Origin of the sequence: Litoreibacter roseus, assembly GCF_009811795.1 — a bacterium.
In the GTDB taxonomy this organism is placed as follows: Bacteria; Pseudomonadota; Alphaproteobacteria; order Rhodobacterales; family Rhodobacteraceae; genus Litoreibacter; species Litoreibacter roseus.
The window spans coordinates 1-25,415 of the sequence record NZ_BLJE01000004.1 but is presented as its reverse complement, the minus strand read 5'-3'; the positions used below and the strand labels follow the sequence as shown (position 1 = coordinate 25,415).

Genomic DNA, 25,415 nt, shown 5'->3' with positions numbered 1-25,415 from the left:
CTTAACTTGCATGTTCCTTGATTAGAAACACAATCCCACGCCCGGGATTTGCAAACAGGATCATTCGTCCGTTTTCACTGCCCATTCGTACAAAGGAAGAACTTATTATGACAATATTTTCAGATGTTTAGCGCTATTTTTCAAATGCGGAAACACAACAGGTCCCAGAGCGGAAACCGCTCTGGGACCTCAGTTTTCAACGCCAGTTTGCGTGCTATTCAGCGGCCCGTATCTGGCGACCGGTCGCGCGGCCCAAGACGGCGGACATTGCATTGACAAGATCGTTGGCGGCAGTTCCCGAATAGGTTTCCGCGCGATATGCGATATGAAAATCCGGCCGCACAAGCAGTGCACCGCTGTCAACTGTCCCACGTATTGCTGCAAAATCGCCGTAGTGATCCTCAAAAGCCTGACCTGGCCCAATCACACGGACGTCAATCTCGACACCCAAGGATTCGCGCACCGCATCCGCAGCCTTGCGCCATCCTTCGCCGCCCAGTCCCGTCAACAGCGTAAAGCGGCCCTGCCCACACAGATCCTTGGTCGATACACGATGCCCATCGGCGCGGTACACCCATACATGTGGGACCGGCGCGCCAGGACGCGATGACGCCTGATGATAGAGTTCTTCATCGCGGAACTCTTCTGGATCGGATCCATCTGAAACGATGGCCGTGCTGTCGTAGCGTTGGTTCATCTCAACGCCATGCGCATTGTAGACATAGTCGGTGCCCGCGATCGCGGCGCGCAATTGAGCGCGTTGTGTCTCTGCCTCGGTCGTGGATTCCTTGCGCTTGGCCATGTTGGCGTACATCTCGTCGACGCTCTTTGCCTGTGGCAAACCGAGGGCCATGGCGATCGGTGGGAAATCACCGAGCGATTTATTGGCACGTTTGACGATCTGCTTGGCCACCGGCGCACGCTCTGTTGTATAGGTTTCAAGCAGGCTTTCGTCGGCCTGTCCGCGCAGGACCATCGCAATTTTCCAGCACAGATTGAAACTGTCCTGAATGGACGTGTTGGAGCCGAGGCCGTTTGTCGGCGGGTGGCGGTGGATCGCGTCTCCGGCACAAAACACCCGCCCCTTCTGAAGGTTGGTGGCGTACATATCGTTGACCGTCCAGGTGGACGTGCCTTCGATCTTGACCGGAACGCTGTCGTCACCGATCAACTTGTGTACGATCTCGGTGGCAAAGGCATCGTCCAGATCGGGCGGCCCCTGTTCGACATCATATCCCCAGATGGCCAGCCATTTGTTCCACGGGCGCACCATACGCACGACCCCGATGCCAAGCCCGCCGATGTCCGATCCGGGCTGGATCACCCAATAGAGAACGGACGGGCGGTGTGCTACGTACTTCGACAGATCCGCCTCGAACACCATATTAATGGAGCCGGATTTCCCCATCTGTCCTTCAAGCGGCAAGCCAAGATCGGCGAGGACTTGGGAATTGGCCCCGTCCGCACCGATCATGTATTTGGCCCGAACCTCGAAGTCTTCTCCGCTCAGCCGGTCGCGTAGCAAGGCCGTGACCCCGCTTGCGTCCTGCTGGTGCGAAACGTATTCGGTATCGAACCGCACCTTACCCCCATCCAGCGCGGCAGATTTCACAAGGATCGGTTCCAGCAGGTTCTGGGGAATGTCGCACATCGACGTCGGCGAACATTCGTCGTAATCCGCGCGGCGGCGCACGTCCGTGCCCCATGTCCTGATCCGGCCGAACTCCTCGCCCGCCAGACTTGCGCAGATGGTATTCTCCCCCATCTGATCGTTGGGAACCGCATATCTCTTCGCGTCTTCCTCAAGTCCAAGGTCGCGGATCACCTCCATCGTGCGCTGATTGGTGATGTGAGCGCGCGGCGTAGGGGCCGTCCAGCCATACCTGTTCACAATCATCGTCTTGATGTCGTATTTGGCCAGAAGTGCTGCGGCTGCGGCCCCAGCAGGGCCTGTCCCGATGATAAGGACTTCGGTTTCGTAACGTGCCGTCATTGGAATCCTCCCAGAATGACGAAACGCGCCTGCGACTTGCATCACATGCCGCATATTCCGTCACCAATGATGTGTTGCTTGAAACTTTGGACGGTGCCGCGACACGGCACCGTTCTAATCAGCGGTTTATTCAGCGGCCTGCATCTTGGCCGCTGCGGGCTCGAGTTCGAAATTAACCTCCATGACCCGCACGTCGCCATCGTAGGCTTCGGCCACCATGAATTCGCTGCCACCGCCGTTGCAGCTGTCGTTTTCGATGTACTGATCACCCTCGAAATAGGCTTGACTGATCACGTCGCGCAGGCCGTCCGCGTGAACCCAGTAGTGGATATGCGCGGGGCGCCAGGAATGGCCGCCCATGTATTCCTCAAGCAACTGGCCTGTCGGGCCCTTGTTGGGAATTTGATAGGGGACCGGCAGGATCGAATAGCACTCGTAGTTGCCGTTTGCGTCTGTCGTGATCTTGCCACGGTAGTACTTCTTGTCGATCTCGCCGTGTTTGGCGATGCCGGAATAGCGGCCTTCGGGCGTTGAGTGCCAGACGTCGATTACCGCACCGGCAACGGGCTGACCGTCCGTGCCTTTCACCTTTCCCCGCATCACCATGCGAGGCTGGTCATTGTCTTCGTCGCGAATGGCAAGCTGACCGTCCACAAGCGGCGCATCTTCAACAAAGTAAGGGCCCTGGATCGCGGCGCGCGATCCCTTGCGGGTCTTGTTCTCAATGTCCACGACTGTGGAGTTGAAGAATACGTCGATCAAAAGCGGGATTTCCCCGGCCTGCTGTGTCTTTGCAAGGTGCATGAACCCGGCGCGGTATTCTGGAAAAGTCACATTGTGCTTGCGCAACACATCGCGTGTGGCCTCGACGATATCCATTGTGATTTCCTTGACGCGTTCTGACATTCTCTTCCTCCCTGGAACGGTTAATGGTTCCTCTATTGGGTAGCCCAGGCCAATCATTACGCTCCAATACTTTTGAAACCGCCCCTCGATGCATTTTCCGTATCGACCGAAGCGGATACAGACACGCTTCTGAGAACCTTGAGAAATTCCTTGAGGACGGGGGGCTGATCCTCAGCCAGATACACACACGAACTGGGTGCAAGCGTGCTACAGTTCTTGATCAGTACAAATTCCAGCGCGGGAAACCGAAGCGCTGCAATCGCTTCGGGAACGATGGTGCAGCGTGTCCCACTGGCGATTAGCGCAAGTGCCGCGGTCGAGTCAGTGGCAACACTGTCCACATCGAATTCGACATCCGCCTCCCGGAAAAGGGATATGATTTCATCGGCAAAACTCGGACGATCGCCGGCGGGATAGAGCACGACAGGCAAGGACGCGAGGTCGGACAGAGGCACCTCATCCTGTTTGGCAAGGGCCAGATCTGCGGGAATTGCCGCGTATAGGGGTTCTCTTGAGATGAGCTCGATCTCCAGTCCCGCAGCCTGATTATAGTAGCGCCCAAAGCCGATATGGATACGCCCATCGCGCAGTGCATTGACCTGCTCGGCCTTGCCCATGCGGGTCAGTGACACTTCGATCTCTGACTGTGCCCGATGAAACGCTCGCAGCATCAAGGGCACGGTCTGATAGACCGTCGATCCAAAAAATGCGATGTCCAACCGGCCCAATTCCCCACGTTCGGCGGCACGGGTACGATCCATCGCGTTCTTGGCCTGCGACAGGACCTTTTGAGCGTCGGCGTAGAATACGCGGCCCGCCTCGGTCAAGTCCACGCCCTTGGGGGTCCGGGTCAGCAATACCGCCCCCAGCTCATATTCCAGCGCCTGGATCTGCCGGCTGATCGGCGGTTGTGACACATTCAAGCGATGCGCCGCGCGCCCGATGTTACCTTCCTCAGCGACCGCAACGAAATACCGCAGCTGTCTGAATTCCATCGCCATACTCCTTCGGTATCAACCAAGTTCCGCAACGGTATTTTACCGTAAGGCAATTCAAAGGCTAGACAAGCGTAACTCTGAAACAAGGCTAGACCATGAATGTTATTTCGGCCCAGATTCCCGCACCTCCTGCGACTGTCGAACGCATTGAAACCGCAATACTCGATGTGCCTTTCAAACGCACCCAGCGCTTTGCAAGGTTCGAGGCAACGGCGCAGACAACGGTCCTTGTCCGGCTGACTGCCTCGAACGGCATGCAAGGCATTGGCGAGGCGACTGTGCCTTGCGGGCCGTGGTGGTCCGGTGACGCGGTTGAGACCATGAAGCTGATGATTGATCAGTATTTTGCGCCGGAATTTGTAGGTCTGGATCTGCGCAATGTGGAACATGCGCTGGCCGGCATTGCCCGCGTTGCGCGCGGAAACTCCTTCGCCAAAGCAGGTGTCGAAATGGCGCTGCTGGATCTGTTGGGGCGTCACGTCGGCCTGCCTGTCTGGGCTCTTCTGGGAGGAAAGTTTAGGGATGAATGTGCGGTGGCATGGCCGCTTGCCAGCGGCGACTTAGATACCGACTTGCAGGAAATCGACACGATGCTTTCAACGGGCCGGGCGAGCGCGTTCAAAGTCAAGATGGGGTCCGAAACGCTGCGCCGTGACTTGGACCGTGTGCAGGCTTACGTCACTCATTTGAACGGGCGCGCAGGTGTGCGGGTCGATCCAAACGAAGCGTGGAGCTTTACCGACGCTAAGCTGGCCCTGCCCCGCCTACAGGAAATGGGTATCGACATGATCGAACAGCCCTTCGACCGCGTGCAGCTGGATTGGATGTCCAGAATGTCCGCGCGCTCTGGCGTGCCGATCATGATCGACGAGGGGGCACAGTCTGAAGCGGATGTGCTGCGCGCAGTCCAGAGCGGCGCGGCGCATCTGTTGTCGCTCAAGATAATGAAGGCGGGCGGCCTGCGGGCCAGCCGTCGCATGGCCGATCTGGCCGAGACGGGCGGTATGTCCCTCTACATGGGAACTTTCCTTGAGACCTCGCTAGGCACTGCAGCGGGCCTGCATCTGGCGGCCACTTGCAAGGCACTGCCGTTGGGTGGCGAGGTGATTGGTCCGATGCTGATGGCCGACGACATAGCGGCAAACCCTGTGGCTTATACAGGAGGTGCGGCGCACCTGCCGGACGGACCTGGATTGGGCATTGATCTGGATGAAGATCGGGTCGCGGCTATGACGCGAAAGACCTGAGAGGCCGGGTCACTCAGGTGCTACACGGCTCGGATGCGCACAAAGCGGCGTGATCTCGATCTCGAGAAACGGAAAAAATGGCAAGCCGGTGAGCGCCGTATGCAAGGTGTCGAGGTCCTCCACAGAGAATACGCTGACGTTTGCGTAGTGCCCGGCCACACGCCAAAGATGCAGCCAAGTGCCCTCACATTGCAGCTTTTGCGCATAAAGCTTTTCTTGGTGCTTGAGCGTTTCGGCCTCTTGATCACTCAGATCAGAGGGCAAACACACATCCATGCGGACAAGAAACAGCATCAAACGCGCGTGTAGTGGCGCAGCTTGTCGTCATCGATCTGCACCCCCAAACCCGCCCCCTCAGGCAGCCATACGGCCCCCTGCTTGTACTGCATGGGATCTCTCAGCAGATCGTCTTGCATCAGAAGAGGACCAAAGATCTCTCCCCCGAAGGGCAAGCTGGGCAGGGTCGCCGCCAAATGCATCCCAGCGGCCGTGCCGATGCCGGTTTCCAGAAAAGTTCCCATATAGAGGGGCATGCCTGCGGTGTGGGCAAGATCAGCCACGCGACGAGCGGCGCCCATACCCCCGGACTTCATGATCTTGATCGACACCATATGCGCGGCCTCAGCTTCAATGCAGTGGGCCATGTCGGTGTCTGTCTGTACACCTTCGTCTATCATAATCGGCACGGAAGACCGCGCGGTGATGCGGCCCATCACGGCCATTTGTTCTCGTGGAACGGGCTGTTCGATCAGTTCGACACCCATGGCCACCAGTTGCGGCAGTGCGACAAGCGCGTGCATTTCTGACCAGCTTTCGTTCGGGTCGATCCGCAGGGGCGCCCGCCCGGCAAGCGCGGCGGTCAGATCGGCTATCCGGCGCAGGTCGGACTGCAAGTCATCTGCGCCCGCCTTCACCTTGAAAGCGCTGGCGCGACCGGTGGACAGCATATCCTCAATTTCAGTCCGGTCCTGTGCCGGATCACCGCTGGCAAGGGGCCAGGCGATAGGGCAGCTTTCACGGCGTTTTCCACCCAGAAGGACATGCACCGGCACATCCAACGATTTGCCGATCAAATCAAGACAGGCCATTTCAAGCCCAGCCTTGGCCAACAAATTGCCACGGGCCACCCGGGCGAGCGTATCGAAGATCGCGTTAAACCGGCTTAGCTCACACCCGATCATCGCCGGAGCGAGGTAGGTGTCGATGATGATCTTCATCGACTCCACACTGTCGCCGGACCACCACGGTCCACAGGGAACGATGGCCTCTCCGATCCCTTGCGCCCCATGCTGATCGGTGATCCGTATCAACAACGATGTCTGAGCACGGGCATCCAGGCGGGCGAACCGTTGCAACCGTTTGAACGGTAGATCGACAAGAAAGGTCTCGACCCGGTCAACTTTTCCCAGATGGTGTTCGACGAGAGACTTCAGCATGCGCCTTACCCCGTCACCGGAACGAACATGTAGCCGTCACCGCGCGGCACGGCGTGGCCTGCACATTCGCCCGGAAAGTGGTTGCAGAACATCAGTGTCTTGTCCTTGGCATATTGCGCCAGCTTGTCGCGCCGCGTTGCGACCGCTGCCGCGGGATCGGCGCAGAACATCGTGGCGCAGCCGGGCGCGGCCATCTGGACCGGACTGTGCATCAGGTCGGCGTTGAAGGCGGCCAGAACCTGTCCATCCTGACGGTATTCCAATCCAATCATGCCCGGTGAATGCCCCGCCAGATCGACGACAAACAAGTCAGTCGCAATCTCAGTCTCCGGTGCGATGGGCGCGAACAGGCCCGCCTCGATCACGGGAGTGACAGAATCCGGGATCGAACTGGCCATATAGGGGAACTCTTCGTGCTTCTTGGGCCAGAATTCCAGTTCGGTCGCGCTGGTCACATGGCGGGCCTTGGGGAAACTTGGCACCCAGCCGTCCTTTGTCTTGCGGGTCAGCCAGCCGGTGTGGTCCAGATGCAAATGGGTCAGAAACACGGTGTCAATGTCTTCGGGCGGATGGCCCGCCTGCCCCAGATGGTTCAGCCAGTCAGATTTCCCGAGATGCCAGTCGGGACGTGCGGGAAAGTTGCCGTCTTCACCCACCGCGCAATCGACCAGAATGACCTTGCCGCCCAATTCGATCAGAAAGGACTGGTAGGCCATGATCATCAGCCCCGTATCCGGCGCGACATAGTTTGGCACAAGCCAGTCCTTATGCTGATCGACAATCGCATCAGGCACATCGCGCAACATCTCGACCGGTTTTCGGGTGGGCCCAACGGAATCCAAGAGCGCATGAACACGCATAGCCCCTACGATCTTTGGCGTCATTCGGGGCAAAGGTCCGATCGTCATGTCGTTCTCCGTCACATATGTTTGACTCCTATTTGCCTGGCAAACATCATGCCGTCCAATACCAACTCTTTGCTTGCTCAATACCTCTATGGTATCGCATCACCTCCGCCGGCAGTGTTCGGAACCGCTGCATCGTATAGGCAATCTGCAAAGGCGTTCATTTCCGGAGACTGTTCATCGCTACGCTGCATCAGACCGATCGCACCGATCGTGTCGGCGGCATCTATCAACAGAAAGGTCAACCGCCCCTCGGCCACCAACGCCTCTGCCACACCGCGTGAAATGATCCAGATCGCATCGGTTTCGCGCAAAATAGCCGTCGCAACCGATTGGTCGGTCGTCTCAATGCGGTCCTCGGGCAATCCGATGCCACGCGCGGCAAGAAACGCATCGACGACGGGGCGGATCACGGCGTTCTGCGGCGGCATCACGAGCGGATACCGCGCAAGCGCGCTTGCAGAGGTTTTGGCATCGGCAAGCGGATGCGTTACCCGGGTGACGAAGGCCAGCCGGTCGCGAAACAGCGGGTCAAAACGAAGCCCTGTCATCTGATCAGTGGCCGCCATGCGCCCGACGACGCAATTCAGTTGCCCGCTACGCAAACGCGGCAGCAATTGATCGCCTGACCCTGTTTCGATCCGGATCAAAAGGTCTGGCACCGCCACCCGCATCCGCAAAACAGCACGCGGCACAACGGTCCCAGTAACCGTGGGCAGCGCACCGATGACCAGCGCCGGACGATTACCTGCGCCGGCACCTGCAATCAGGTCAAGCCCCGCGCCAAGTTTCTGCAATGCAGCCTCGGCATGGCGCAGCAACAAAGTCGCCGTGACGTTGGGCATCAATCGCCGCCCAGACCGTGTGAACAGCCGGGTATCAAGCAGCGTCTCAAGGTCCGAGATCCGGCGGCTTGCGGCCGATTGCGTGATGCCCAAGGCCTCAGCGGCGTCCGCGACGCTGTGCGTATGATAGGTCTCGACGAAACAGCGCAGCTGCTTAAGCGTGATGCTGGACAGCAGATTCATGATTTTTTCTCATCCGAAGCTCGCGTTTTGAATTTATATTCCATCTTTTTGCATTCTACCCAAGGCAAATCGCAACTTGAGCATCTGCTACCATGGCCAAATTCCACGCACTTCAGGACGCCGTAAGAACGATCATTCGACCCGGCATGTCGGTCGCATTCGAAGGGTTCACCCATCTGATCCCCCATGCCGCGGCGCACGAAGTCATTCGCCAGGGCATCGACGACCTGACCCTGATCCGGATGACGCCCGATCTGGTCTATGACCAGATGATCGGCATGGGACTGGCGCGCAAGGCCGTCTTCTCCTATGCGGGCAATCCCGGCGTTGGCCTGTTGCGCCGGCTGCGAGACGCGGTCGAAAACGACTGGCCACGTGCGCTTGAGATCGAGGAACACTCCCACGCAGCGATGGCCAACGCTTACGAGGCTGGGGCCGCCGGGCTGCCCATGGCGGTGTTTCGGGGATACCTCGGTGCCGGGCTCAAAGACGTGAACCCGAACATCCGCAGCGTCACCTGTCCCTTTACGGGTGAGGCTTTGTCCGCAGTCCCGGCGATCCGCCCCGATGTCAGCGTTATCCATGCCCAGAAAGCCGACCGGCGGGGCAACGTGCTGATTGAGGGGATCGTGGGTGTCCAAAAAGAGGCGGTGCTGGCCGCCAAATCCGCAATCGTCACCGTCGAAGAGGTAGTTGAACAGCTGGATGCGCACACTAACGTCTGCGTCCTGCCGTACTGGACCATTGACGCTCTCGTCCACGTTCCAGGCGGAGCACACCCATCCTATGCCCATGGGTACTATCCCCGAGACAACGCCGCCTACCTCAACTGGGACAAGATCGCGGCAGATCGAGACACGTTCGGCAAATGGATGCACGAAAATGTCCTGAACGCCGACGCGTCCGCCTTCGCGTCGCGCGTCAGCCAGCTCAAAGGTGAAACATGACCCAGTATATCGCAGATGAACTCATGACAGTTGCCGCCGCCCGCGCGCTGTCGAACAACGATGTCTGTTTTGTGGGCATCGGCGCGCCCTCCGCCGCGTGCAACCTGGCGCGACTGACCCATGCGCCTGACATCACCCTGATTTACGAATCCGGCACCATTGGCACCGCTCCAGAGGTCCTCCCCCTCTCGATCGGTGATGGCGAGCTGTGTGACACAGCCGTCACGACGGTGCCGGTCCCTGAGATGTTCCGGTACTGGCTGCAGGGCGGACGGATCACCGTCGGCTTCCTGGGTGCGGCGCAGCTCGATCGGTTCGGGAACATCAACACGACCGTCGTGGGGGATTATCACGCACCCAAAGTCCGCCTGCCCGGTGGTGGAGGTGCGCCCGAGATCGCGTCGTCCTGTCAGCAGATATTCATAACAATGAAGCAGGCGAGACGAAGTTTTGTGCGGCAGATCGATTTTTTCACCTCCTTCGGGCATGGGCGCGGCGGGCCGCATCGACAAGAGCTTGGGATCACAACAGCGGGGCCAACCTTGCTGATCACCGATAAGGCCGTGTGGCGGCCGGACCCTGAGACCAAGGAGTTTACTGTCATGTCATTGCATCCCGGCGTGACACAGGCGGATATGGCCGACACCGTTGGATGGGACATTCGCTATGGCGCGGATGTCGAGGAAACGCCGCCGCCCACAACCGAAGAACTGGAAGTCTTGCGCGCGCTGAAGGCACGGACGGCCGCCGCACATGTAAAAGAGGTGGCGTAATGCCCGAAGCCTTCATCTGCGACTACATCCGAACGCCTATCGGGCGGTTCGGTGGCACGCTGGCCTCGGTCCGCGCTGATGATCTGGGAGCCGTTCCGTTGCGCGCTCTGATGGATCGCAATACGTCCCTTGATTGGGCGGTAGTGGACGAAGTGATCTATGGATGCGCCAACCAGGCGGGCGAAGATAACCGTAACGTCGCGCGTATGTCCCTTTTGTTGGCAGGCTTGCCCGAGGCCGTACCGGGCACCACGATAAACCGGCTCTGCGGGTCTGGCATGGATGCGGTCATCACCGCGGCGCGCGCCATTCGCGCGGGCGAAATGGACCTTGCTATCGCGGGCGGCGTGGAAAGCATGAGCCGCGCACCGTTTGTGATGCCAAAGGCCGAAGCAGCCTTTTCGCGCAGCAACTCGGTCTACGACACGACCATCGGCTGGCGTTTTGTCAATCCGGTGATGAAGGCGCAATACGGCGTCGACAGCATGCCCGAGACCGGTGAAAACGTAGCCGAAGACTTTGGCATTTCACGTGCCGATCAGGATAATTTTGCCCTGCGAAGCCAGACCCTTGCGGCAGACGCCATCGCCGCCGGACGGCTGGCGGAAGAAATCACGCCGGTCTCCATTCCCCAACGCAAGGGCAACGCACTGGTTTTCGACACCGACGAGCACCCACGCCCGTCCTCGCTCGAAAAACTGGCCAGCCTGCCAACCCCGTTCCGGGACGGTGGAACGGTCACGGCGGGCAATGCGTCAGGCGTGAATGACGGGGCAGCCGCGATGATCATTGCCTCAGCCGAGGCAATCAGGAGCCATGGCTTGACCCCGTTGGCCCGCATCGCAGGCGGAGCCACGGCGGGTGTACCACCCCGCATCATGGGCATCGGCCCCGCCCCCGCCACAATGAAGCTCTGCGCGCGGCTTGGGATCAGCCCAACCGATTTCGACGTGATCGAACTGAACGAAGCTTTTGCATCGCAAGGCATCGCGGTACTGCGGGAGCTTGGCCTGTCTGAGGCCGCGGATCACATCAACCCCAATGGCGGAGCGATTGCTCTCGGCCATCCGCTTGGGATGTCAGGCGCCCGGATCACGGGCACCGCTGCGCTGGAACTTGCGCGGCGCAGCGGCAAAATGGCGCTTGCAACCATGTGTATCGGTGTCGGCCAAGGCATCGCTGTCGCTCTCGAACGGGTCTGACTTCAATACGTTTTTGGCATGAAAGAAGGCTCCAAACCATATTGGACGCTATAATGCCTGACGGGCAGAATACGTTCATGATCCATAGGATGAAACGATGAACAGCTTCACATATACTGGTCTGCCCGCGCGTGTCGTTTTTGGCGTCGGCACCACTGCTGCCCTGCCGGATGAAGTGGGCGCCCTTGGCATCAAGAAAGCCTTGGTGCTTACAACGACCCACCAGAAAGCCGAGGGTGAAGCGCTGGCCGAGATCTTGGGAAACGCATCGGCAGGCGTGTTTTCCGAAGCGGCGATGCACACGCCCGTCGAGGTGACGGAACGCGCAATGGCGGCCTTTAAGACGGCGGGCGCGGATGGAATCGTGTCCATCGGTGGCGGGTCTACCATCGGATTGGGCAAGGCCATTGCGTTACGCAACGACGCACCACAGGTGGTGCTGCCGACCTCCTACGCGGGTTCCGAAATGACTCCGATCATCGGTCAGACCGAGGCTGGTAAAAAGACCACGCAACGCACGCTGAAGGTTTTACCGGAGACCGTCATCTACGACGTGAACTTTACGCTGACCCTACCCCCAAAAATGACTGTCACCAGCGGGATGAACGCCATCGCGCACGCGGTCGAGGCGCTCTACGCGCAAGAGGCGAATCCAGTGCTGTCGCTCATGGCAGAGGACGGCATTGCCAAAATGACCAGCGCGCTGGCCCGTGTTCAGGAGGCCCCCGCCGACATCGACGCTCGCTCCGATGCGCTCTATGGGGCATGGCTCTGCGCCGTGTGTCTGGGATCGGGCGGCGTGGCGCTGCACCACAAGCTGTGCCATGTTCTGGGCGGGTCGTTCGATCTGCCACATGCGGAAACGCATACCGTGATCCTGCCCCATGCCTTGGCCTACAACGCTCCCGCGATACCGCGGGCGATGGAGGCGCTGCGCCGTGCCACCGAGTCAGACAAACCTGCTGCCGCCCTCTTTCAGATCGCGCAATCTGCCGGAGTACCGACCTCGCTGGAAGAGCTGGGAATGCCGCAGGACGGAATAGCGCGTGCGGTCGACATCACGCTGGAGAACCCGTACTTCAACCCCCGAGCGCTGGAGCGTGACGCCCTTGTTACGCTCTTGGAAAACGCATGGCACGGACATGAACCCGCAACCTGAAGCCGAGCCGCTTTTTCGGCTTGTCACCCGCCGAACTGTGGTGCGGCGCGCGCTGATCATGGCACTGATTGTCGGGCATGTTCTGGCTGCGATCAATCACGGCGACAGAATCCTGTCAGGCACCATGTCACCCGGAGATTGGGGGAAAGTACTGCTGACGTTTCTGGTGCCTTACACCGTTTCCACGATTTCCTCGGTTCTGGCCATTTCCGAGCAAAGGCACGGATTGCATAAGCCGGCGCCCCAGAAATATGCGACCTGCCCGGCAGAAGGCGGTCAATCTTGACCCGCCAGATCGCTGATCCAGTTGCCAGGTAAGCACGATCCGCCTCGTCAATCTGATCGCGTGCTAAATCCCGGAAAAGCCATGGCGCGCTGTGCAACCAATTGGTTTCTGACTAGCAAGCCGGTCTACTGATCCATCCGCCGGTACCGCGACGGGGTCACACCAAAGCGCCGTTTGAAGGTCGCGGAAAAATGGCTGTGATCCGAAAAACCGCATTTCAGAGCAATCTGCGTGATCGACAGCCTGTTCTCCCGTAGATGATCTGCGGCATGGCTCAAGCGTCGCTCAGTGACCTCCGCCATCGGCGTTCTTTGAAACGACGATTTGAACGCGCGCAGAAAATGATACTTGCTCAGGCCAGCGACATCGGCCAATTGCGCCAAATCGATATCGTTGCAAAATTCTTCTTTCAGATACTCTTCGAGCCGGGCACGCTGCCAGGGTGTGAGCGATAGTCGATCGACTTGATCTGTGGGCGCATCAAACGCCCGCAGAATTTCCGTGACCATGCTCTGGCAGGACGTATCGATCTGGAGGCGGCGCAACCGGTCCTGTCCGGCATGGGCAGCAATCAAATCTGCAGCGTGTTTTACCACCGGATGGCCGCTGTTGGTGCCGTGCAGGTATGCCACCTTTTCGGGGATGATGCCGCCAAGGTCATAGGCATTGCAGGCATCCCGCAGCAAGCGAATGGGGATGTAGACATGCAGCAGGGAAAAAGCGCCAGATGTGACGGCATCGGGTGCACTGCCCGAAGCCACCAGCATCCATGATCCCCGCTTCATCCCACCGAAATACTGCCTGCGCCCTTCCAGACTGACATCGGCGTGGACAATGTCGCTGGCGTTTAGCGACAGGATCAGGTGCGTGTCGCTCAGATTGCAGGGCAGATGGTGTGACGCCGCGCAGCGCTTGTCCCAAAACGTGCCGGTTATCCCATTCGCCGCATCAAAGTCCCACGCGGTCGGCAGGTTCCAGCCCTTTTTCATGATGGCGACAGCGGCGTCGGCGTCTGGGGATACCGGGTCAGTGATCATAGGCAGTTTGTAGCAATATCCCGGCATTTTCGCAATTTCCTACAAGCCTCTGTTTCGCCGCATGCCCTATCAAATTGCGATGACTCGGGAGGAACGATCATGAACAAGCAATCAGCTGACACGACGCCTGCAAGTGCCATCCCGCTGACCAAGCACGACAAGCCCGCCTTTCTGAACCCCGAAACCCTACCCTGGATGCCGTGGGTCATGCCGGGAACGCACTACCGTCTGATGGACGTCGATGTCCGGTCGGGGGGGTTCACCCTCTTTCTCAAAGTCGATCCGGGTGCCGAAGCGCCACCACATGGGCATATCGGCGCGGTCGAAGGGGTTATTCTGGAAGGCGGATTTGCCTATGACGACGATGCGGGCAGCAAGGGGGATTACATCTGCGAACAGGCTGCGGCCATTCACCAGCCCGTATCGCCCGACGGCTGCGTGATGTTCGCCATCGTTCACGGCCCGCTTGTCGGCTACAACGAGGACGGCACCATCGCCGGGATCGTCGACGCAAAAACGATGTATGAAATGGCCACAGCGGACGGTGTTGCGGATCACATCAGCGCCGATTTTCATTAAACCGCTCCTGCATCGCGCGCTTTGAACGGAAGCGCGTTCCGGCAGGCGATGCGGGTTTCAATCAGCAAAGGTCACCCGCTGGCCTGCGTGCAGTGCCCCCGTCAAGACTTTGGCGTAGCACCTGTCCAGCCCCATTTCTATAGGTCACTTTTGTGCAGGGTTTCTGGGATGGGCGGGCGCGTGTTTAGGGCCTGACGTGGCGAAACACGATTGTACTGTCTGAGCCAGGTATTGATGATGATCCGTGCCTGTTTGGTAGTGTACAACCATTCGGCTTCCAGGACTTCTCGTCGCAGTGTGCCGAGGGTCCGTACATATCTACGCTGCTGACCTGCAATGCCAAAATCAGATAGACATACCCGCAAACGCCGATCAGGAACGGAATGCCGTGAATAGTCATTACCGGATCGCTCCGCTTGACGCCAAAACTTTATGAGCGAACTTTCATTGACGTTGCCGCATTGGTCAAGTTGGGCTCGCTGCTGCCGTTGAAGAAGGCTCGACATTCAAAGCTTTGACATGAGATCGAGCCCCGAGTACGGCCCATACCCCGTATTCATCGTTTAAGACCTTGCCGCAATGCAGCTTCGCCAAACCGGACCTCCGCTGCGAGAGCGCGATTTGGATACTGGTTTAGTACAGGCGATCCCGGCAGTAAGGCTGCTCAAGTCGAGCATGCGGAGATCTAGACAGCGACCTTAACCAATAGATTTCGTCGTTATGGACCGAAAAAATGACCTGACATAGGAGTGAGTGCCTACGGCAGTTTCAGTCCCGCCTTCCCTTCGAAAGCAGCCACACCGGCCCCCAACAGAACCAGTGGCAGGGCGAATAGAAAACTCGTGCCGAGCGGCAGATCAAAGATCAGCAAATCCGCGAGAACCGGCCAAAGAAGCGCGACGTATTCGAATGGTGCCAGCCGGGATGCTTCGGCGTAGCTGAACGAAAGTGTCATTGCGATATGGGCGCAACCACCGAAGAGACCCGCGAGCACCAGCAACATAAGAGTTTGCGCGTCAGGGAATGTCCAGCCCCATAGCAGCGTCAGTATCCCACCTGCCATGGACACGACCACGAAATAAAAGGCGATGGCTCCGGGGAACTCGTGGCGCGCCATCAAAAAGGTCACCAGCGGAATGAGCGCGAAGAAAGATCGGAAAAAAACGATCTGACCAAGTGGTACCGCATCGCTCAGAGCTTTCACGCAAACGACCATGCCAGTGAACAAAACACCCGAAAGAATGCGTAGGCTAATCCCGAGCGATGGATTGTCAGGCTGCGTCACGTCTTTGCATCCTGTTCTGCGAGCGCATCACGCAGGGCATCTCCGGCCAGATTAATCGCTAGAACTGAGATAACCACACAAAGTCCAGGCCAGATCATCTGCAATGGAGCGGAGCGCATGTGAACCCGGGCATCCAGCAGCATCGTCCCCCATTCCGGCATCGGGGGCTGCACGCCAAACCCCAGAAACCCCAGCGTCGATATACCCAGGATCGCGCGTGCAAGCATTCCGGTCCAGACGACGGTTAGCGATGGCAACAGCGACGGCAGATAATGCCAACGCGCAATCGCGAGGGGCGAGAGGCCAGCAAGTCGCGCCTGCACGACATATCCTCGGTTGCCGACGGACAGACCAATGCCTCGTGCGATGCGGGCGTAGCGCATCCAACCTGTCACTGTGAGCGCGAAGATGAGTGAGCCAGTGTTCGCCCCGAGGATACCCGCGATGACCACGGCCGCGATAAGCTCAGGAAAGGCTAGGAACGTGTCGGTGGTCCGCATAGCAATCCAATCGGCCACCCGCCCACCTTGGGCTGCAATCAAGCCAACTGTTGTCCCGATGATCAAACCCAGCAGCGAAACCACAAAGGCGAGCCCCAGCGACCAGCGCGCGCCGTGCAGAAGCCTTGAGAAGATGTCACGACCAAGGGCATCCGTGCCCAGAAGCCATTCGCCGCCGGGCGGGCGCAGCCGGTTGGGAATATTTATTGCCGTTGGATCATGCGACGCGAGCATTGGGCCGAATATCGCAAGCAGCAGGCAAACGGTAACGAGAACATAGAGGCTACGCATCGCGGCCACTTACTCTTGGATCAAGGCTGCGATAGATCAGGTCGATGGCAAGGTTCACCACCACGAAGATGACGGCGGCGAGTATGACGACTGCCTGCACTTTCGGGAAGTCGCGGGCAAAAATTGCGTTGACGAGAAAGCTTCCGAGACCAGGACGCGCAAAGATCACCTCGACCACGACAAGGCCTTCCAGCAGAAAGGCGAGTTCCAGACCGAGCACCGTAACGACGGGCACAACGGCGTGGGGGGCGACATGGTCGCGGGCAATATCGCGGCGAGCGACGCCCCGTCTGGTGAAGGCTGGCAGGAAAGGCTGTCCGCGTGCCTCTAAAATGCCCGAGCGAATAATGCGCGTGAGGGAAGCAGCAACACCGAACCCCAGCGTCATTGCGGGCAAAATGCTGTGCGCGGACGTCTCGGCCCCCATGGCGGGCAACCAGCCAAGCTGTACGGCAAAGAGCAGGATCAGCAGTAGCCCAAGCCAGAACGCCGGGATGGCAACCCCGACCGACGCGAGGGCCACAGCCCCGCGATCCAGCCAACTGCCCGGTTTGCGCGTTGCGATCAGGGCAAGAGGCACCGAGACGGCCAAGCCAAGTGCCAAGCTGACGAGCGCAAGTGGAAACGTGTAGGACATCGCCGTCACAACGTCAGGCCAGACCTCTCGGCCATTGACGGAAGACTGCCCGAAGTCACCCAGCATAAGCGGGGAGAGCCAGGCCCAAAACGCCGTCCAGAACCCGTCGTCAAAACCAGCCTCGGACCGGATGAAATCTAGAACCTCTTTGGACACATTCTGGCCATAGCGCGCTTCTGCAATCGCCAGAGCAGGATCACCCGGCGCATGCCATAATAGCGCGAAGGTCGCCAAGGCTGCACCAATGAGAACAACGATGGCGCGCAATAGAAACCCCGTAAAGACGCCGATCACGCGACACGCTCCAGTGCACCAAGGGCAAAGGCGGCATCGCGGAGCGTGCGTCCATAGTCGGTCTGCGGTGCTGCGATGAAAGCCTGTGCGGTTCCCATTTCTTCGATCCGACCCTCCCTGAGCGCTGCAATGTCATCGGCGAAGGCAGCGGCGTATCCGAGATCATGGGTTACGATCAGCGCCGCGAACCCTTCTTGCGCCTGCATATCGGCGATCAGGCGTGCGGTGTGTTTTTGCGTTACTGCATCCAGCGCGGACAGGGGTTCATCAAACAGCACCAGTGGCGGGGCGGCGATGAGGGCACGAAGAATACCCATGCGCTGTGCCTGCCCGATGGACACCTGATCCGGACGCCGCTCCAGAAGGTCGGGTTGAACCTCCAGAGCGCGGCACAGCATTGCCAACCGCTCCGGCTCAAAAACCAAGTTTTGGGCCACGACAGGTTCCATGACAGAGCGCCTGAGGGACAGGCGCGGATTAAAGGCCGCGCGCGGTTCCTGCATGACAAGTGCAGGGCGGCACCGCGAGACCGGTGCGCCGTTCCACGACACGCCGCCCGCTGAGCACCGGACCAGCCCAAGGATTGCGCTGATGAGGGTGGACTTGCCCGCACCACTTTCACCCACCACCGCCAGCGTGCGTCCCGGTTCGAGTGAGAATGAGACCTCTTCGAGCGTCGTTGAAACGCCGCGCCGGACCGAGATGTTGTCGACCGTCAGCATGGCAGTTCCAGCCAATTCCGATGCGCGCAAAGGGACTTGGCGACTCTTGTTTTCGGTGATGCGAGGAACGCTTCGGTCGGCGCATCCTCCACAATGCGCCCCGCATCCATCACTATCAATCGCGCGACCCGGCGCGCGGCAAGCCCCAGATCGTGCGTGATCAGCAGAAGCGCGGTTTGCCGGTCTTTGAGATAGTCATCAAGCAGATCCATGGTCCCCGCTGCCACCACGGGGTCGAGCGCGGAGGTAGGTTCATCCATGACCAACAGGTCAGGCGTACCGATCAAAGCCATTGCAATGACAAACCGTTGCTGCATCCCCCGGCTCCAGCCCCACGGACGTCTGCGCAGATCGCCACGCTCGATTTGAAGGGCCTTGAACAACAGTGTCCGCCGCGCGTCGTCGGGCGCAAGCCCCAAGGCCCGCTCAGCCTCGCGCCAATGAAACGCCATCGACCGCAACGGATCGAGTGCTTCATCCGGGCTCTGCGGGACATGGGCAACGCTGGCCCCTTGCGCGCGCAACGCGTCCACCAGTTCATGCCCAAGCGTAGACTTGCCAGACCCTGACGCACCGACAAGCCCGACGCGTTCGCCGGGCTTGAAGTCCACATTCGTGGGATGAAGTATGATCTGGCCCGAGCGCTCTGCACTCAGGCCGTGAACGTGAAGTGTCATTCAGCGAAGCGTGTCTCGTGGGTGATCCAGTAAGTCTCGGTCGGGTGGACCTGATAACCAGTCAGACCGGCACGGGCTACAACAGCCTGACTGACGTGGAAGACGGGGATCAGCGGGACATCGGCTGCAATGATCTGCTGAACCTCATCGTAAATCCGCTCACGCTCGGCTTGTTCAAACGTAGTCTGACCTTCCACCAGAAGCGCGTCCATTGCTGGATTTACATAGTTGCCTGCATTTGAGCCACCATCACTGGCCAACAGGAAACCCAGGATCGAACCGGGATCACCTTGTGGCAGCATCACCCAAGCTTGCAGGAACATATCGCCATCGCCTGCCTTGAGCGCATCGTTGCTTGCGCCGTACTCGCCCACGCGCACGGAAGCTGTGATGCCGATCTGCTGCAGGAAGGCTTGTGTGATCTCCGCTGTTGGCGGCAGCGCTGCCCGTGAAGAGTAAGTCAGAATCTCGATCTCAAGCGGTTCGCCATCGAGCGTCCAAGTCCCGCCCTGTTTGACGGCTCCAGCCTCAGCCAACAACGCCTCCGCCCGCGCGGGATCATAGGAAGGCGCAATGTCAGCCGCCCAGCTTTTGTCCGCCGGGTAGATCGTCCCCGCTGGCACACCGCCAACGCCGGAAAGAACAGCTTCAACAATGCCATCCCGGTCTATCGCCAAAGATACGGCTTGCCGGATCAAAGGGTTCGCCAGCGGGCCTGATGTCGTGTTCATCGAGTAGAAGTAGAGCCGCGCCGTTGGCGCCGTGAATCCTTGTGCGCCCGTTTCCTGAATGCGTGCAAAATCCGTCTCCGGATAGTTGATCACCATATCGACGTCACCTGCTTCAAAAGCGAGCGACGCAGTCGCTGGATCGGGTGAAGCGACAACACGCACCTCGTCAAAGCCAGGTTTACCCAGCCGGTAATCGGCATTTGCCTCAACACGATATGACTGTTCGGGAACAGCCTCCCGGAAGATATAGGGGCCGGTTGCGTTAATTGGGAAAGCGTCTGAAGGTGCGCCGAGAATGGCGACACCCGGATCAGACAGGCTCCATTGGAAGGCGGCGTTCGGGCTGTTGGTCTCGAACACCACAACACGATCACCATCCGCAGACATGCCTGCGAGATCAAGCACACCGGCGATGCGTTTGTTGAACGCTGGGTCCGCTTCATCCGAGATCGGCGCAATTGCATCGATGACCGCCTGTGCCGTCACAGGAGAGCCATCGTGGAATGTCAAACCGTCGCGCAAGGTCACGCGCCAGGTTGTCGGCGCGCTTTGCTCAATACTCTCTGCCAAGCGCGGGTAGAGATTGAGGTCATAGTCAACGCCCATGAGCGTTTCTGTGACGCCGGTCTGGTTTGACATCCAGCCGTTATAGCCGGCACGCGGGTCAGGCACCTCGGCCGTCGGGCCAAAGGTTACGGAAATGGTGAGCGTAGCGTCCTGGGCTGCGGCAGGCATTGCGGTGCCGAGCGCAATCAAGGCGACAGCGGTCATGCGGGTGAGAAATGACATAGACGTCCCTTCAGATATTCGTTTTCAGGTTGTTGGGGATTGAAAAGCGGTCACGTGCGAGAGTGCTGGCTTCTGCTTGTGACAGAAAGGATAGCGCGTCTTCAGGGCTGAGACCCTTCGCACGGGCGCGATTCCATTCCCGACGAGCTGACGTGGGCGACCACGGTAGCGCTGCCTTCGCCAGCCAGTGACGCAGCGGTGCTGGTAGTTCATCGTAGCTGCGCATCGGGTCAGCCGAGCGCCGCTTTCGTTTGAGCGAAGTCGACCCGAGGTTGTGGGTCAAATCTCGTCTTCCGGGCTGTCTACCGCATCCAGCACGAGAACGAGACGGGTCTCTCCCGTCCCTTCAATGGGTGGCGAGCGGTGCAGCAGACCTGAAGCCGGTTTTTCAGGCCAGAGCGTGCCGCGCAGAAGGATCGGCGCACCCGTTGCAACCGAGAAGACACGCGCCGGGTCCTCGCCGTCGGTTGAAATCCCGTATTGCGTTCCCTGCCCACGATAGGTGCAAACAAGCCGTGCTGTGATCGCATCGATATGGAATTTACGACAGGCATTTGTCGTGACGGCTTGCAACCTCAAGCGAAGATAGGGCGTATTCATCAAGTCGGCGAAGATCCCGGCCAAGGCGCTAACATCACCGATGAGTTGATCGCGTTCGTAGCAGTCTGGTGTTTCTGCCACATCGCAAAGCGCTGTTACTGCAGACGGCACCGCATCCGGTCGCAAGACGATCCGGCCTTGTAGGAGCACGGATGGATCAACGGTATCAATCCAGCTTTGGAACTTCGGCATCGGCTGCCTACGCCAGATCGCGGCTGCGCAACCGGGTTGGAGAAATGTTTTCAGATCTTCCGGCGTGTCGGCAACGGCGACGCCTATCGCCCCGTTGCGGACCAGGGCACGCGCCAGCGTCATGCCGCTTCCTCCTGCCGCCGCCATGCTGGAAACGGATCCGGATAGTCCGGCAAATCATCCGGCCCGCTCGTCGCGGTCGCCGGAACCAAGCAGGCATCCAGCCGCGCCTTAAGCGCAGGCCAATCGATGCCCGCACCAATGAACACAATCTCTTGCCGTCGATCTCCCCATGGCTCTTGCCAGTGCTGCTGCATGTAATTGTGCGCGCTTTCATGATCGGGCCAACGCTCCTTCGGCACGGAGGCCCACCAGGTTCCAAGTGGCTTGACGCTCGACAAGGCTCCGGCGAGCGAGAATTCGGCAACCCAACCGGGTCGTGTGGAAATCCAGAAATGCCCCTTGGCGCGAATTACGCCGGGCAAATCGCCGTTCATTACGCTCAGTATCTTCTCTGGAATGAACGGCAACCGGGCGCGGTAGACAAAAGAGGCCACACCGTACTCTTCGCTCTCGGGCGTGTGGTCGGCAAAGCCATACAGCTCTTTGGCCCACATCGGATGTTCATGGGCCTTCTCAAAATCGAACATGCCAGTGTCCAAGATCGCCTCGGCTGCGACCTTCGAATGATCCGTCTCGATGATCTTCGCGTCTGCGTTCAAGCTACGAATGATCTTGCGCGCGGCGTCCTTGCGCTCTGGACCAGCGTCCGTGACTTTGTTCAGGATCACGACATCGGCAAATTCGATCTGCTCAACAAGCAAGTTGACCAGTGTCCGGTCATCCTCTTCACCCAAGGTCTCGCCGCGGTCCCGCAGGAAATCGTGACTGGCGTAGTCGTTCAACAGGTTCACCGCGTCGACCACCGTCACCATCGTATCGAGCCGTGAAACATCCGACAGGCTGTCACCAAACTCATCGCGGAAATCGAACGTTGCTGCGACGGGCAGCGGCTCAGAAATCCCAGTGGATTCGATCAGCAGATAGTCAAAGCGCCCTTCGGCGGCGAGCCTGCGCACCTCATCCAACAGATCATCCCGCAATGTGCAGCAGATGCAGCCATTAGACATCTCCACAAGCGTCTCATCGGTGCGGCTTAGCTCCGTATCTGCCCGCACCAGATCAGCGTCGATGTTCACTTCGGACATGTCGTTGACGATGACCGCAACCCGGCGGCCCTCACGGTTGTTCAGAACGCGATTGAGAAGCGTCGTCTTTCCAGCGCCAAGGAAACCTGAAAGGACGGTGACGGGGAGGCGCGTGTCTGACATGTCTGATCTCCTGCAAGAAAGGCAACAATCACGCAACTTACTCAGTTACTAGACGAATGCAACATCCATTGTTACATATACTGGCAGAATTAAGGAACGCAGCCTATGAAGCGAAACAGCCGTCTGTCTCTCGCCCTGCACACTCTCAGCCACATGGCAGGTGAGCCAGGCCGAGTGCGCACATCGGCAGACATCGCCGATCATGCGGGGACTAACCCAGTCGTTGTTCGGCGTGTGCTTGGGAAGCTCCGTGAAGCGGGTCTTCTGAGTTCGGAAAAAGGGCATGCGGGTGGGTGGCAGCTGGCCAAGGATGCCGACAGCATCACACTTGCGGACGTTTATCTGGCTTTGGACGAGAGGCTTGTCGCAGGAAGCGGTGGCGACGCAGAACCGTCGCATTGTAGCGTCGAAACTGGCCTACAATCACGCGTTGCGGAAGTCCTTGATGACATCGAAGAAAGCCTTGTGGAAAGGCTGCGCGAAACGAAAATTACGGATGTGCATCCCAGCTCCTGTAGTTATTGCGGAAGCTGAACGCGCGCTGGCAAGTGTCTTCACTGCCTGCCCTGCCTTTCCGATATTGTCGTAGTGAAATCCGATACGCGAGAGAACTGGCGAAGCGCATTGTAGATTACCACGACAACACTGGGTTGTCGTTTTGGGCGAGCATGGCGGATCGGAGGATCAGTCATGGAATCTACACCAAACCTACCTGCCATTCCCGCACTTCGGCCGGCTTGGAACAAAGGATGCATCGTCGGTCAGAAACGCCCACTGAAGCCAAAACACGTCTGGGCGATCCGCGTCCGACTCGAATTGGCGGAGAACCATCGTGACCTCGCACTCTTTAACATGGCGATCGATAGCAAGCTTAGAGGCTGTGATCTGGTGAAGATGAAAGTCGTCGACGTGATGGCGTCAGGTCAAATCAAGAAACGCGCTTCCGTTCTTCAAAGTAAAACCCAGAAACCGGTGCGCTTCGAGATTTCCGAGGGCACGCGCGCCTCAATTGGGAATGGATGGAAGATGAACTGCTGGTTGGCTCAGAGTACCTATGGCCAGGACGCTTTCACGAGCGCCTGCACATCTCAACAAGTCAGTACGCGCGGATTGTCCGGGAATGGGTGACGTCGATTGGACTTGAGGCAAGTGCCTATGGAGCCCATTCGACGCGGCGAACGAACGTCACCCAGATTTACAAAAAGACAGTTAACCTTCGCGCTGTTCAACTTCTGCTCGGTCATACAAAAATGGTCAACACAGCATGATACCTTGGGGTCTAGCTAGAGGATGCGTTAGCAATCGCAGAAGCGATTGAAATCTGGACATTAGGGTCGCTGGAAAGGGCGGCCATTTGCGGATGAGGTGGATGGCTCCTGCTCCACCGGCGTCGAGTGTGCAAAAGCGCAGTTGTCATCGACTTCTAGGAAAGGAGCCACCCAATGACAGTAAAGACTGTAGGTCTGGATTTGGCCAAGGACGTTTTTCAAGTTCACGGGATTTCAGAGACCGGTCGGAAGGTTTTCAACAAGAAGATAAAGCGCGCGAAGCTATTGGCATTCTTTGAAACCCTGCCGCGCTGCGTCGTCGGTATGGAGGCTTGCGGATATGCTCATCATTGGGGCCGTCAATTGCGCGAGCTTGGCCACGATGTGCGGCTTATGCCAGCGGTATATGTGAAGCCGTATGTGAAGCGTGGCAAGACAGACGCCGCTGACGCAGAAGCGATCTGCGAAGCCGTTCGACGCCCGACAATGCGTTTCGTTGAGATCGAATCAAAGGATCAACAGGCCAGTTTGGCTATTCACCTTGCGCGGGATTTGGTCGTTCGGCAACGCACACAGATCGTGAACATAATCCGTAGTATTCTTCGAGAGCTTGGACACATCCTGCCCACGGGCATCGAAGCCGTAGCAACATTTGCCCACAAACATGGAACAGGGGATCAACTGAACATGCCAGGATTGATGGACTGACCAAGCTGATCGAGCAACATGCCTAGCTGGATACAGATGCACGGCGTTTTATGCGCATGCCGGGCATTGATCCGATCACAGCATCGGCAGTGGTTGCGGCAATCGGCGATGCTCACCAATTCAAAACTGGTCGTGATCTCGCTGCGTGGTTGGGCCTGACGCCTCTGAACAAGTCGAGTGGCGGTAAGGAAAGACTGGGTAAGATCAACAAGAAGGGCGATCGATACATCCGGAAGCTGCTGATAATCGGCATGACGTCCAGTGCATTAATGGCGAAGAACAAACCGGAAAAAGCGGACATCTGGACCGCCAAGATGCTTGCAGAGAAACCGCTCCGGCTTGCAACCGTCGCCATGGCCAATAAATCCGCCCGGATCATTTGGGCCATGCTCAGCAAAAGAGAGGAATACCGGCGGCCAGTCGCTTGACCCGACACTCCTGCCAATAGATGCAAGACGCTTGATGTGATGATGCGAAATGAAGTCAACCAAAGGCCATGACACTCCGACGAACGGCATGGACCTCTCAAGTCCGCTTAGCCGATTGGAACATCTCCTGCGGAACTCATCAGGGCCAGTGGCAGACCGCCACGCAAACAGGCCGGACACACGACTGTACTGACAGACCATCGCAATCTCGCAAAAAACTCTTGCAATGCAGGAGCCATCCACACCTGCCGTTCACCACGAGCTCGAAATGCTGCAGTCGCAGCCCACTTACCGGACATTCACTACAAGCAACAAATCAAAAGATCGCTTTAGGACTGCTGTGCGGGACAAAGCATGAGTTCGCTGCACGTGCTCCAGTTTCCCCTTTCGGGACATCTAGATGGATCACTCAACACGATCCGGCAAACCGCGATCGTTGTTCCACCACCTGTTTGGATTGTCGTTG

General features: G+C 58.6%; 26 protein-coding genes and 2 pseudogenes. 10 read left to right on the top strand and 18 right to left on the bottom strand.

Going from position 1 to position 25,415, the window contains the following annotated elements:
* Nucleotides 1-214 precede the first annotated feature (214 nt).
* The 3 genes from KIN_RS16165 to KIN_RS16155 all read right to left on the bottom strand — a co-directional run bounded on the left by KIN_RS16165 (nucleotide 215) and on the right by KIN_RS16155 (nucleotide 3,894).
* On the bottom strand, nucleotides 215-1,993 hold the full coding sequence (locus tag KIN_RS16165) for an FAD-dependent oxidoreductase (RefSeq protein WP_159809012.1): 1,779 nt from the start codon (nucleotides 1,991-1,993) through the stop codon (nucleotides 215-217).
* Between the two features lie 126 nt (nucleotides 1,994-2,119).
* Complete coding sequence (locus KIN_RS16160) at nucleotides 2,120-2,899, bottom strand: chlorocatechol 1,2-dioxygenase (RefSeq protein WP_159809010.1); 780 nt, start codon at nucleotides 2,897-2,899, stop codon at nucleotides 2,120-2,122.
* Between the two features lie 56 nt (nucleotides 2,900-2,955).
* Nucleotides 2,956-3,894: a LysR family transcriptional regulator gene (locus KIN_RS16155; protein ID WP_159809008.1), complete on the bottom strand. Its 939-nt coding sequence runs from the start codon at nucleotides 3,892-3,894 to the stop codon at nucleotides 2,956-2,958.
* Between the two features lie 98 nt (nucleotides 3,895-3,992).
* On the opposite strand from KIN_RS16155, the gene KIN_RS16150 reads away from it, so the two are divergent.
* Nucleotides 3,993-5,144, top strand: a complete 1,152-nt coding sequence (locus KIN_RS16150; RefSeq protein ID WP_159809006.1) for a muconate/chloromuconate family cycloisomerase — start codon at nucleotides 3,993-3,995, stop codon at nucleotides 5,142-5,144.
* Nucleotides 5,145-5,153: 9 nt separating this feature from the next.
* On the opposite strand, the gene KIN_RS16145 is transcribed toward KIN_RS16150, so the two are convergent.
* From KIN_RS16145 to KIN_RS16130, 4 genes are all read right to left on the bottom strand, one after another.
* A complete protein-coding gene (locus tag KIN_RS16145) occupies nucleotides 5,154-5,438 on the bottom strand; it encodes a muconolactone Delta-isomerase (RefSeq protein WP_159809004.1) in 285 nt (94 codons plus the stop codon).
* Nucleotides 5,438-6,580: a muconate/chloromuconate family cycloisomerase gene (locus KIN_RS16140; protein WP_159809002.1), complete on the bottom strand. Its 1,143-nt coding sequence runs from the start codon at nucleotides 6,578-6,580 to the stop codon at nucleotides 5,438-5,440. The genes KIN_RS16145 and KIN_RS16140 overlap by 1 nt, the downstream gene beginning before the upstream one ends.
* A gap of 5 nt (nucleotides 6,581-6,585) precedes the next feature.
* Nucleotides 6,586-7,488: an MBL fold metallo-hydrolase gene (locus KIN_RS16135; RefSeq protein WP_159809000.1), complete on the bottom strand. Its 903-nt coding sequence runs from the start codon at nucleotides 7,486-7,488 to the stop codon at nucleotides 6,586-6,588.
* A gap of 86 nt (nucleotides 7,489-7,574) precedes the next feature.
* Nucleotides 7,575-8,513, bottom strand: coding sequence for a LysR substrate-binding domain-containing protein (locus KIN_RS16130; protein ID WP_159808998.1), 939 nt, complete (start codon nucleotides 8,511-8,513; stop codon nucleotides 7,575-7,577).
* Nucleotides 8,514-8,605: 92 nt separating this feature from the next.
* Here KIN_RS16130 and KIN_RS16125 point away from each other — a divergent pair, with 92 nt between their 5' ends.
* From KIN_RS16125 to nrtS, 5 genes are all read left to right on the top strand, one after another.
* Complete coding sequence (locus KIN_RS16125; protein ID WP_159808996.1) at nucleotides 8,606-9,460, top strand: CoA transferase subunit A; 855 nt, start codon at nucleotides 8,606-8,608, stop codon at nucleotides 9,458-9,460.
* A complete protein-coding gene (locus KIN_RS16120) occupies nucleotides 9,457-10,233 on the top strand; it encodes a CoA-transferase subunit beta (RefSeq protein ID WP_159808994.1) in 777 nt (258 codons plus the stop codon). The genes KIN_RS16125 and KIN_RS16120 overlap by 4 nt, the downstream gene beginning before the upstream one ends.
* On the top strand, nucleotides 10,233-11,435 hold the full coding sequence (gene pcaF / locus KIN_RS16115) for a 3-oxoadipyl-CoA thiolase (RefSeq protein WP_159808992.1): 1,203 nt from the start codon (nucleotides 10,233-10,235) through the stop codon (nucleotides 11,433-11,435). The genes KIN_RS16120 and pcaF overlap by 1 nt, the downstream gene beginning before the upstream one ends.
* A gap of 97 nt (nucleotides 11,436-11,532) precedes the next feature.
* Nucleotides 11,533-12,594, top strand: a complete 1,062-nt coding sequence (locus KIN_RS16110; protein ID WP_159808990.1) for a maleylacetate reductase — start codon at nucleotides 11,533-11,535, stop codon at nucleotides 12,592-12,594.
* Nucleotides 12,578-12,880 carry a nitrate/nitrite transporter NrtS gene (gene nrtS, locus KIN_RS16105; RefSeq protein ID WP_159808988.1) on the top strand — a complete coding sequence of 101 codons (303 nt, stop codon included), beginning with the start codon at nucleotides 12,578-12,580 and terminating at the stop codon, nucleotides 12,878-12,880. The genes KIN_RS16110 and nrtS overlap by 17 nt, the downstream gene beginning before the upstream one ends.
* A gap of 125 nt (nucleotides 12,881-13,005) precedes the next feature.
* On the opposite strand, the gene KIN_RS16100 is transcribed toward nrtS, so the two are convergent.
* Nucleotides 13,006-13,944, bottom strand: coding sequence for a helix-turn-helix transcriptional regulator (locus KIN_RS16100; RefSeq protein ID WP_159808986.1), 939 nt, complete (start codon nucleotides 13,942-13,944; stop codon nucleotides 13,006-13,008).
* A gap of 72 nt (nucleotides 13,945-14,016) precedes the next feature.
* Between KIN_RS16100 and KIN_RS16095 the strand changes: the two genes are divergently transcribed.
* Complete coding sequence (locus KIN_RS16095) at nucleotides 14,017-14,496, top strand: 2,4'-dihydroxyacetophenone dioxygenase family protein (protein WP_159808984.1); 480 nt, start codon at nucleotides 14,017-14,019, stop codon at nucleotides 14,494-14,496.
* Between the two features lie 137 nt (nucleotides 14,497-14,633).
* Here KIN_RS16095 and KIN_RS22710 read toward each other — a convergent pair whose 3' ends face one another.
* The 10 genes from KIN_RS22710 to KIN_RS16050 form a co-directional block, all read right to left on the bottom strand.
* The gene (locus tag KIN_RS22710) at nucleotides 14,634-15,002 is read right to left on the bottom strand and encodes an integrase core domain-containing protein (protein ID WP_159808982.1); all 369 of its coding nucleotides are present in this window, start codon (nucleotides 15,000-15,002) and stop codon (nucleotides 14,634-14,636) included.
* 251 nt (nucleotides 15,003-15,253) lie between these two features.
* On the bottom strand, nucleotides 15,254-15,781 hold the full coding sequence (locus KIN_RS16085) for a hypothetical protein (RefSeq protein ID WP_159808980.1): 528 nt from the start codon (nucleotides 15,779-15,781) through the stop codon (nucleotides 15,254-15,256).
* Nucleotides 15,778-16,572 (bottom strand): ABC transporter permease, encoded by a 795-nt coding sequence (locus KIN_RS16080; RefSeq protein WP_159808978.1) that lies wholly within the window; start codon nucleotides 16,570-16,572, stop codon nucleotides 15,778-15,780. The genes KIN_RS16085 and KIN_RS16080 overlap by 4 nt, the downstream gene beginning before the upstream one ends.
* Nucleotides 16,565-17,503 (bottom strand): ABC transporter permease, encoded by a 939-nt coding sequence (locus tag KIN_RS16075; RefSeq protein WP_159808976.1) that lies wholly within the window; start codon nucleotides 17,501-17,503, stop codon nucleotides 16,565-16,567. The genes KIN_RS16080 and KIN_RS16075 overlap by 8 nt, the downstream gene beginning before the upstream one ends.
* Complete coding sequence (locus KIN_RS16070; protein ID WP_159808974.1) at nucleotides 17,500-18,225, bottom strand: ABC transporter ATP-binding protein; 726 nt, start codon at nucleotides 18,223-18,225, stop codon at nucleotides 17,500-17,502. Before KIN_RS16070 ends, KIN_RS16075 begins: the two co-directional genes overlap by 4 nt.
* Complete coding sequence (locus KIN_RS16065) at nucleotides 18,219-18,902, bottom strand: ATP-binding cassette domain-containing protein (RefSeq protein WP_159808972.1); 684 nt, start codon at nucleotides 18,900-18,902, stop codon at nucleotides 18,219-18,221. The genes KIN_RS16070 and KIN_RS16065 overlap by 7 nt, the downstream gene beginning before the upstream one ends.
* Nucleotides 18,899-20,422, bottom strand: a complete 1,524-nt coding sequence (locus KIN_RS16060; RefSeq protein WP_159808970.1) for an ABC transporter substrate-binding protein — start codon at nucleotides 20,420-20,422, stop codon at nucleotides 18,899-18,901. The genes KIN_RS16065 and KIN_RS16060 overlap by 4 nt, the downstream gene beginning before the upstream one ends.
* Before the next feature lie 10 nt (nucleotides 20,423-20,432).
* Nucleotides 20,433-20,705 carry a DUF6525 family protein gene (locus KIN_RS22460; protein ID WP_243144951.1) on the bottom strand — a complete coding sequence of 91 codons (273 nt, stop codon included), beginning with the start codon at nucleotides 20,703-20,705 and terminating at the stop codon, nucleotides 20,433-20,435.
* Nucleotides 20,702-21,337, bottom strand: coding sequence for a DUF1826 domain-containing protein (locus KIN_RS16055; protein ID WP_159808968.1), 636 nt, complete (start codon nucleotides 21,335-21,337; stop codon nucleotides 20,702-20,704). Before KIN_RS16055 ends, KIN_RS22460 begins: the two co-directional genes overlap by 4 nt.
* Nucleotides 21,334-22,545: a GTP-binding protein gene (locus KIN_RS16050; RefSeq protein WP_159808966.1), complete on the bottom strand. Its 1,212-nt coding sequence runs from the start codon at nucleotides 22,543-22,545 to the stop codon at nucleotides 21,334-21,336. Before KIN_RS16050 ends, KIN_RS16055 begins: the two co-directional genes overlap by 4 nt.
* Nucleotides 22,546-22,650: 105 nt before the next feature.
* Between KIN_RS16050 and KIN_RS16045 the strand changes: the two genes are divergently transcribed.
* The 3 genes and pseudogenes from KIN_RS16045 to KIN_RS16035 all read left to right on the top strand — a co-directional run bounded on the left by KIN_RS16045 (nucleotide 22,651) and on the right by KIN_RS16035 (nucleotide 24,949).
* Nucleotides 22,651-23,079 carry an Rrf2 family transcriptional regulator gene (locus KIN_RS16045; protein ID WP_159808964.1) on the top strand — a complete coding sequence of 143 codons (429 nt, stop codon included), beginning with the start codon at nucleotides 22,651-22,653 and terminating at the stop codon, nucleotides 23,077-23,079.
* Nucleotides 23,080-23,235: 156 nt separating this feature from the next.
* Nucleotides 23,236-23,813: pseudogene (locus KIN_RS16040) on the top strand (tyrosine-type recombinase/integrase).
* Nucleotides 23,814-23,987: 174 nt separating this feature from the next.
* Nucleotides 23,988-24,949, top strand: a pseudogene (locus tag KIN_RS16035) (IS110 family RNA-guided transposase).
* Nucleotides 24,950-25,415: the final 466 nt, after the last annotated feature.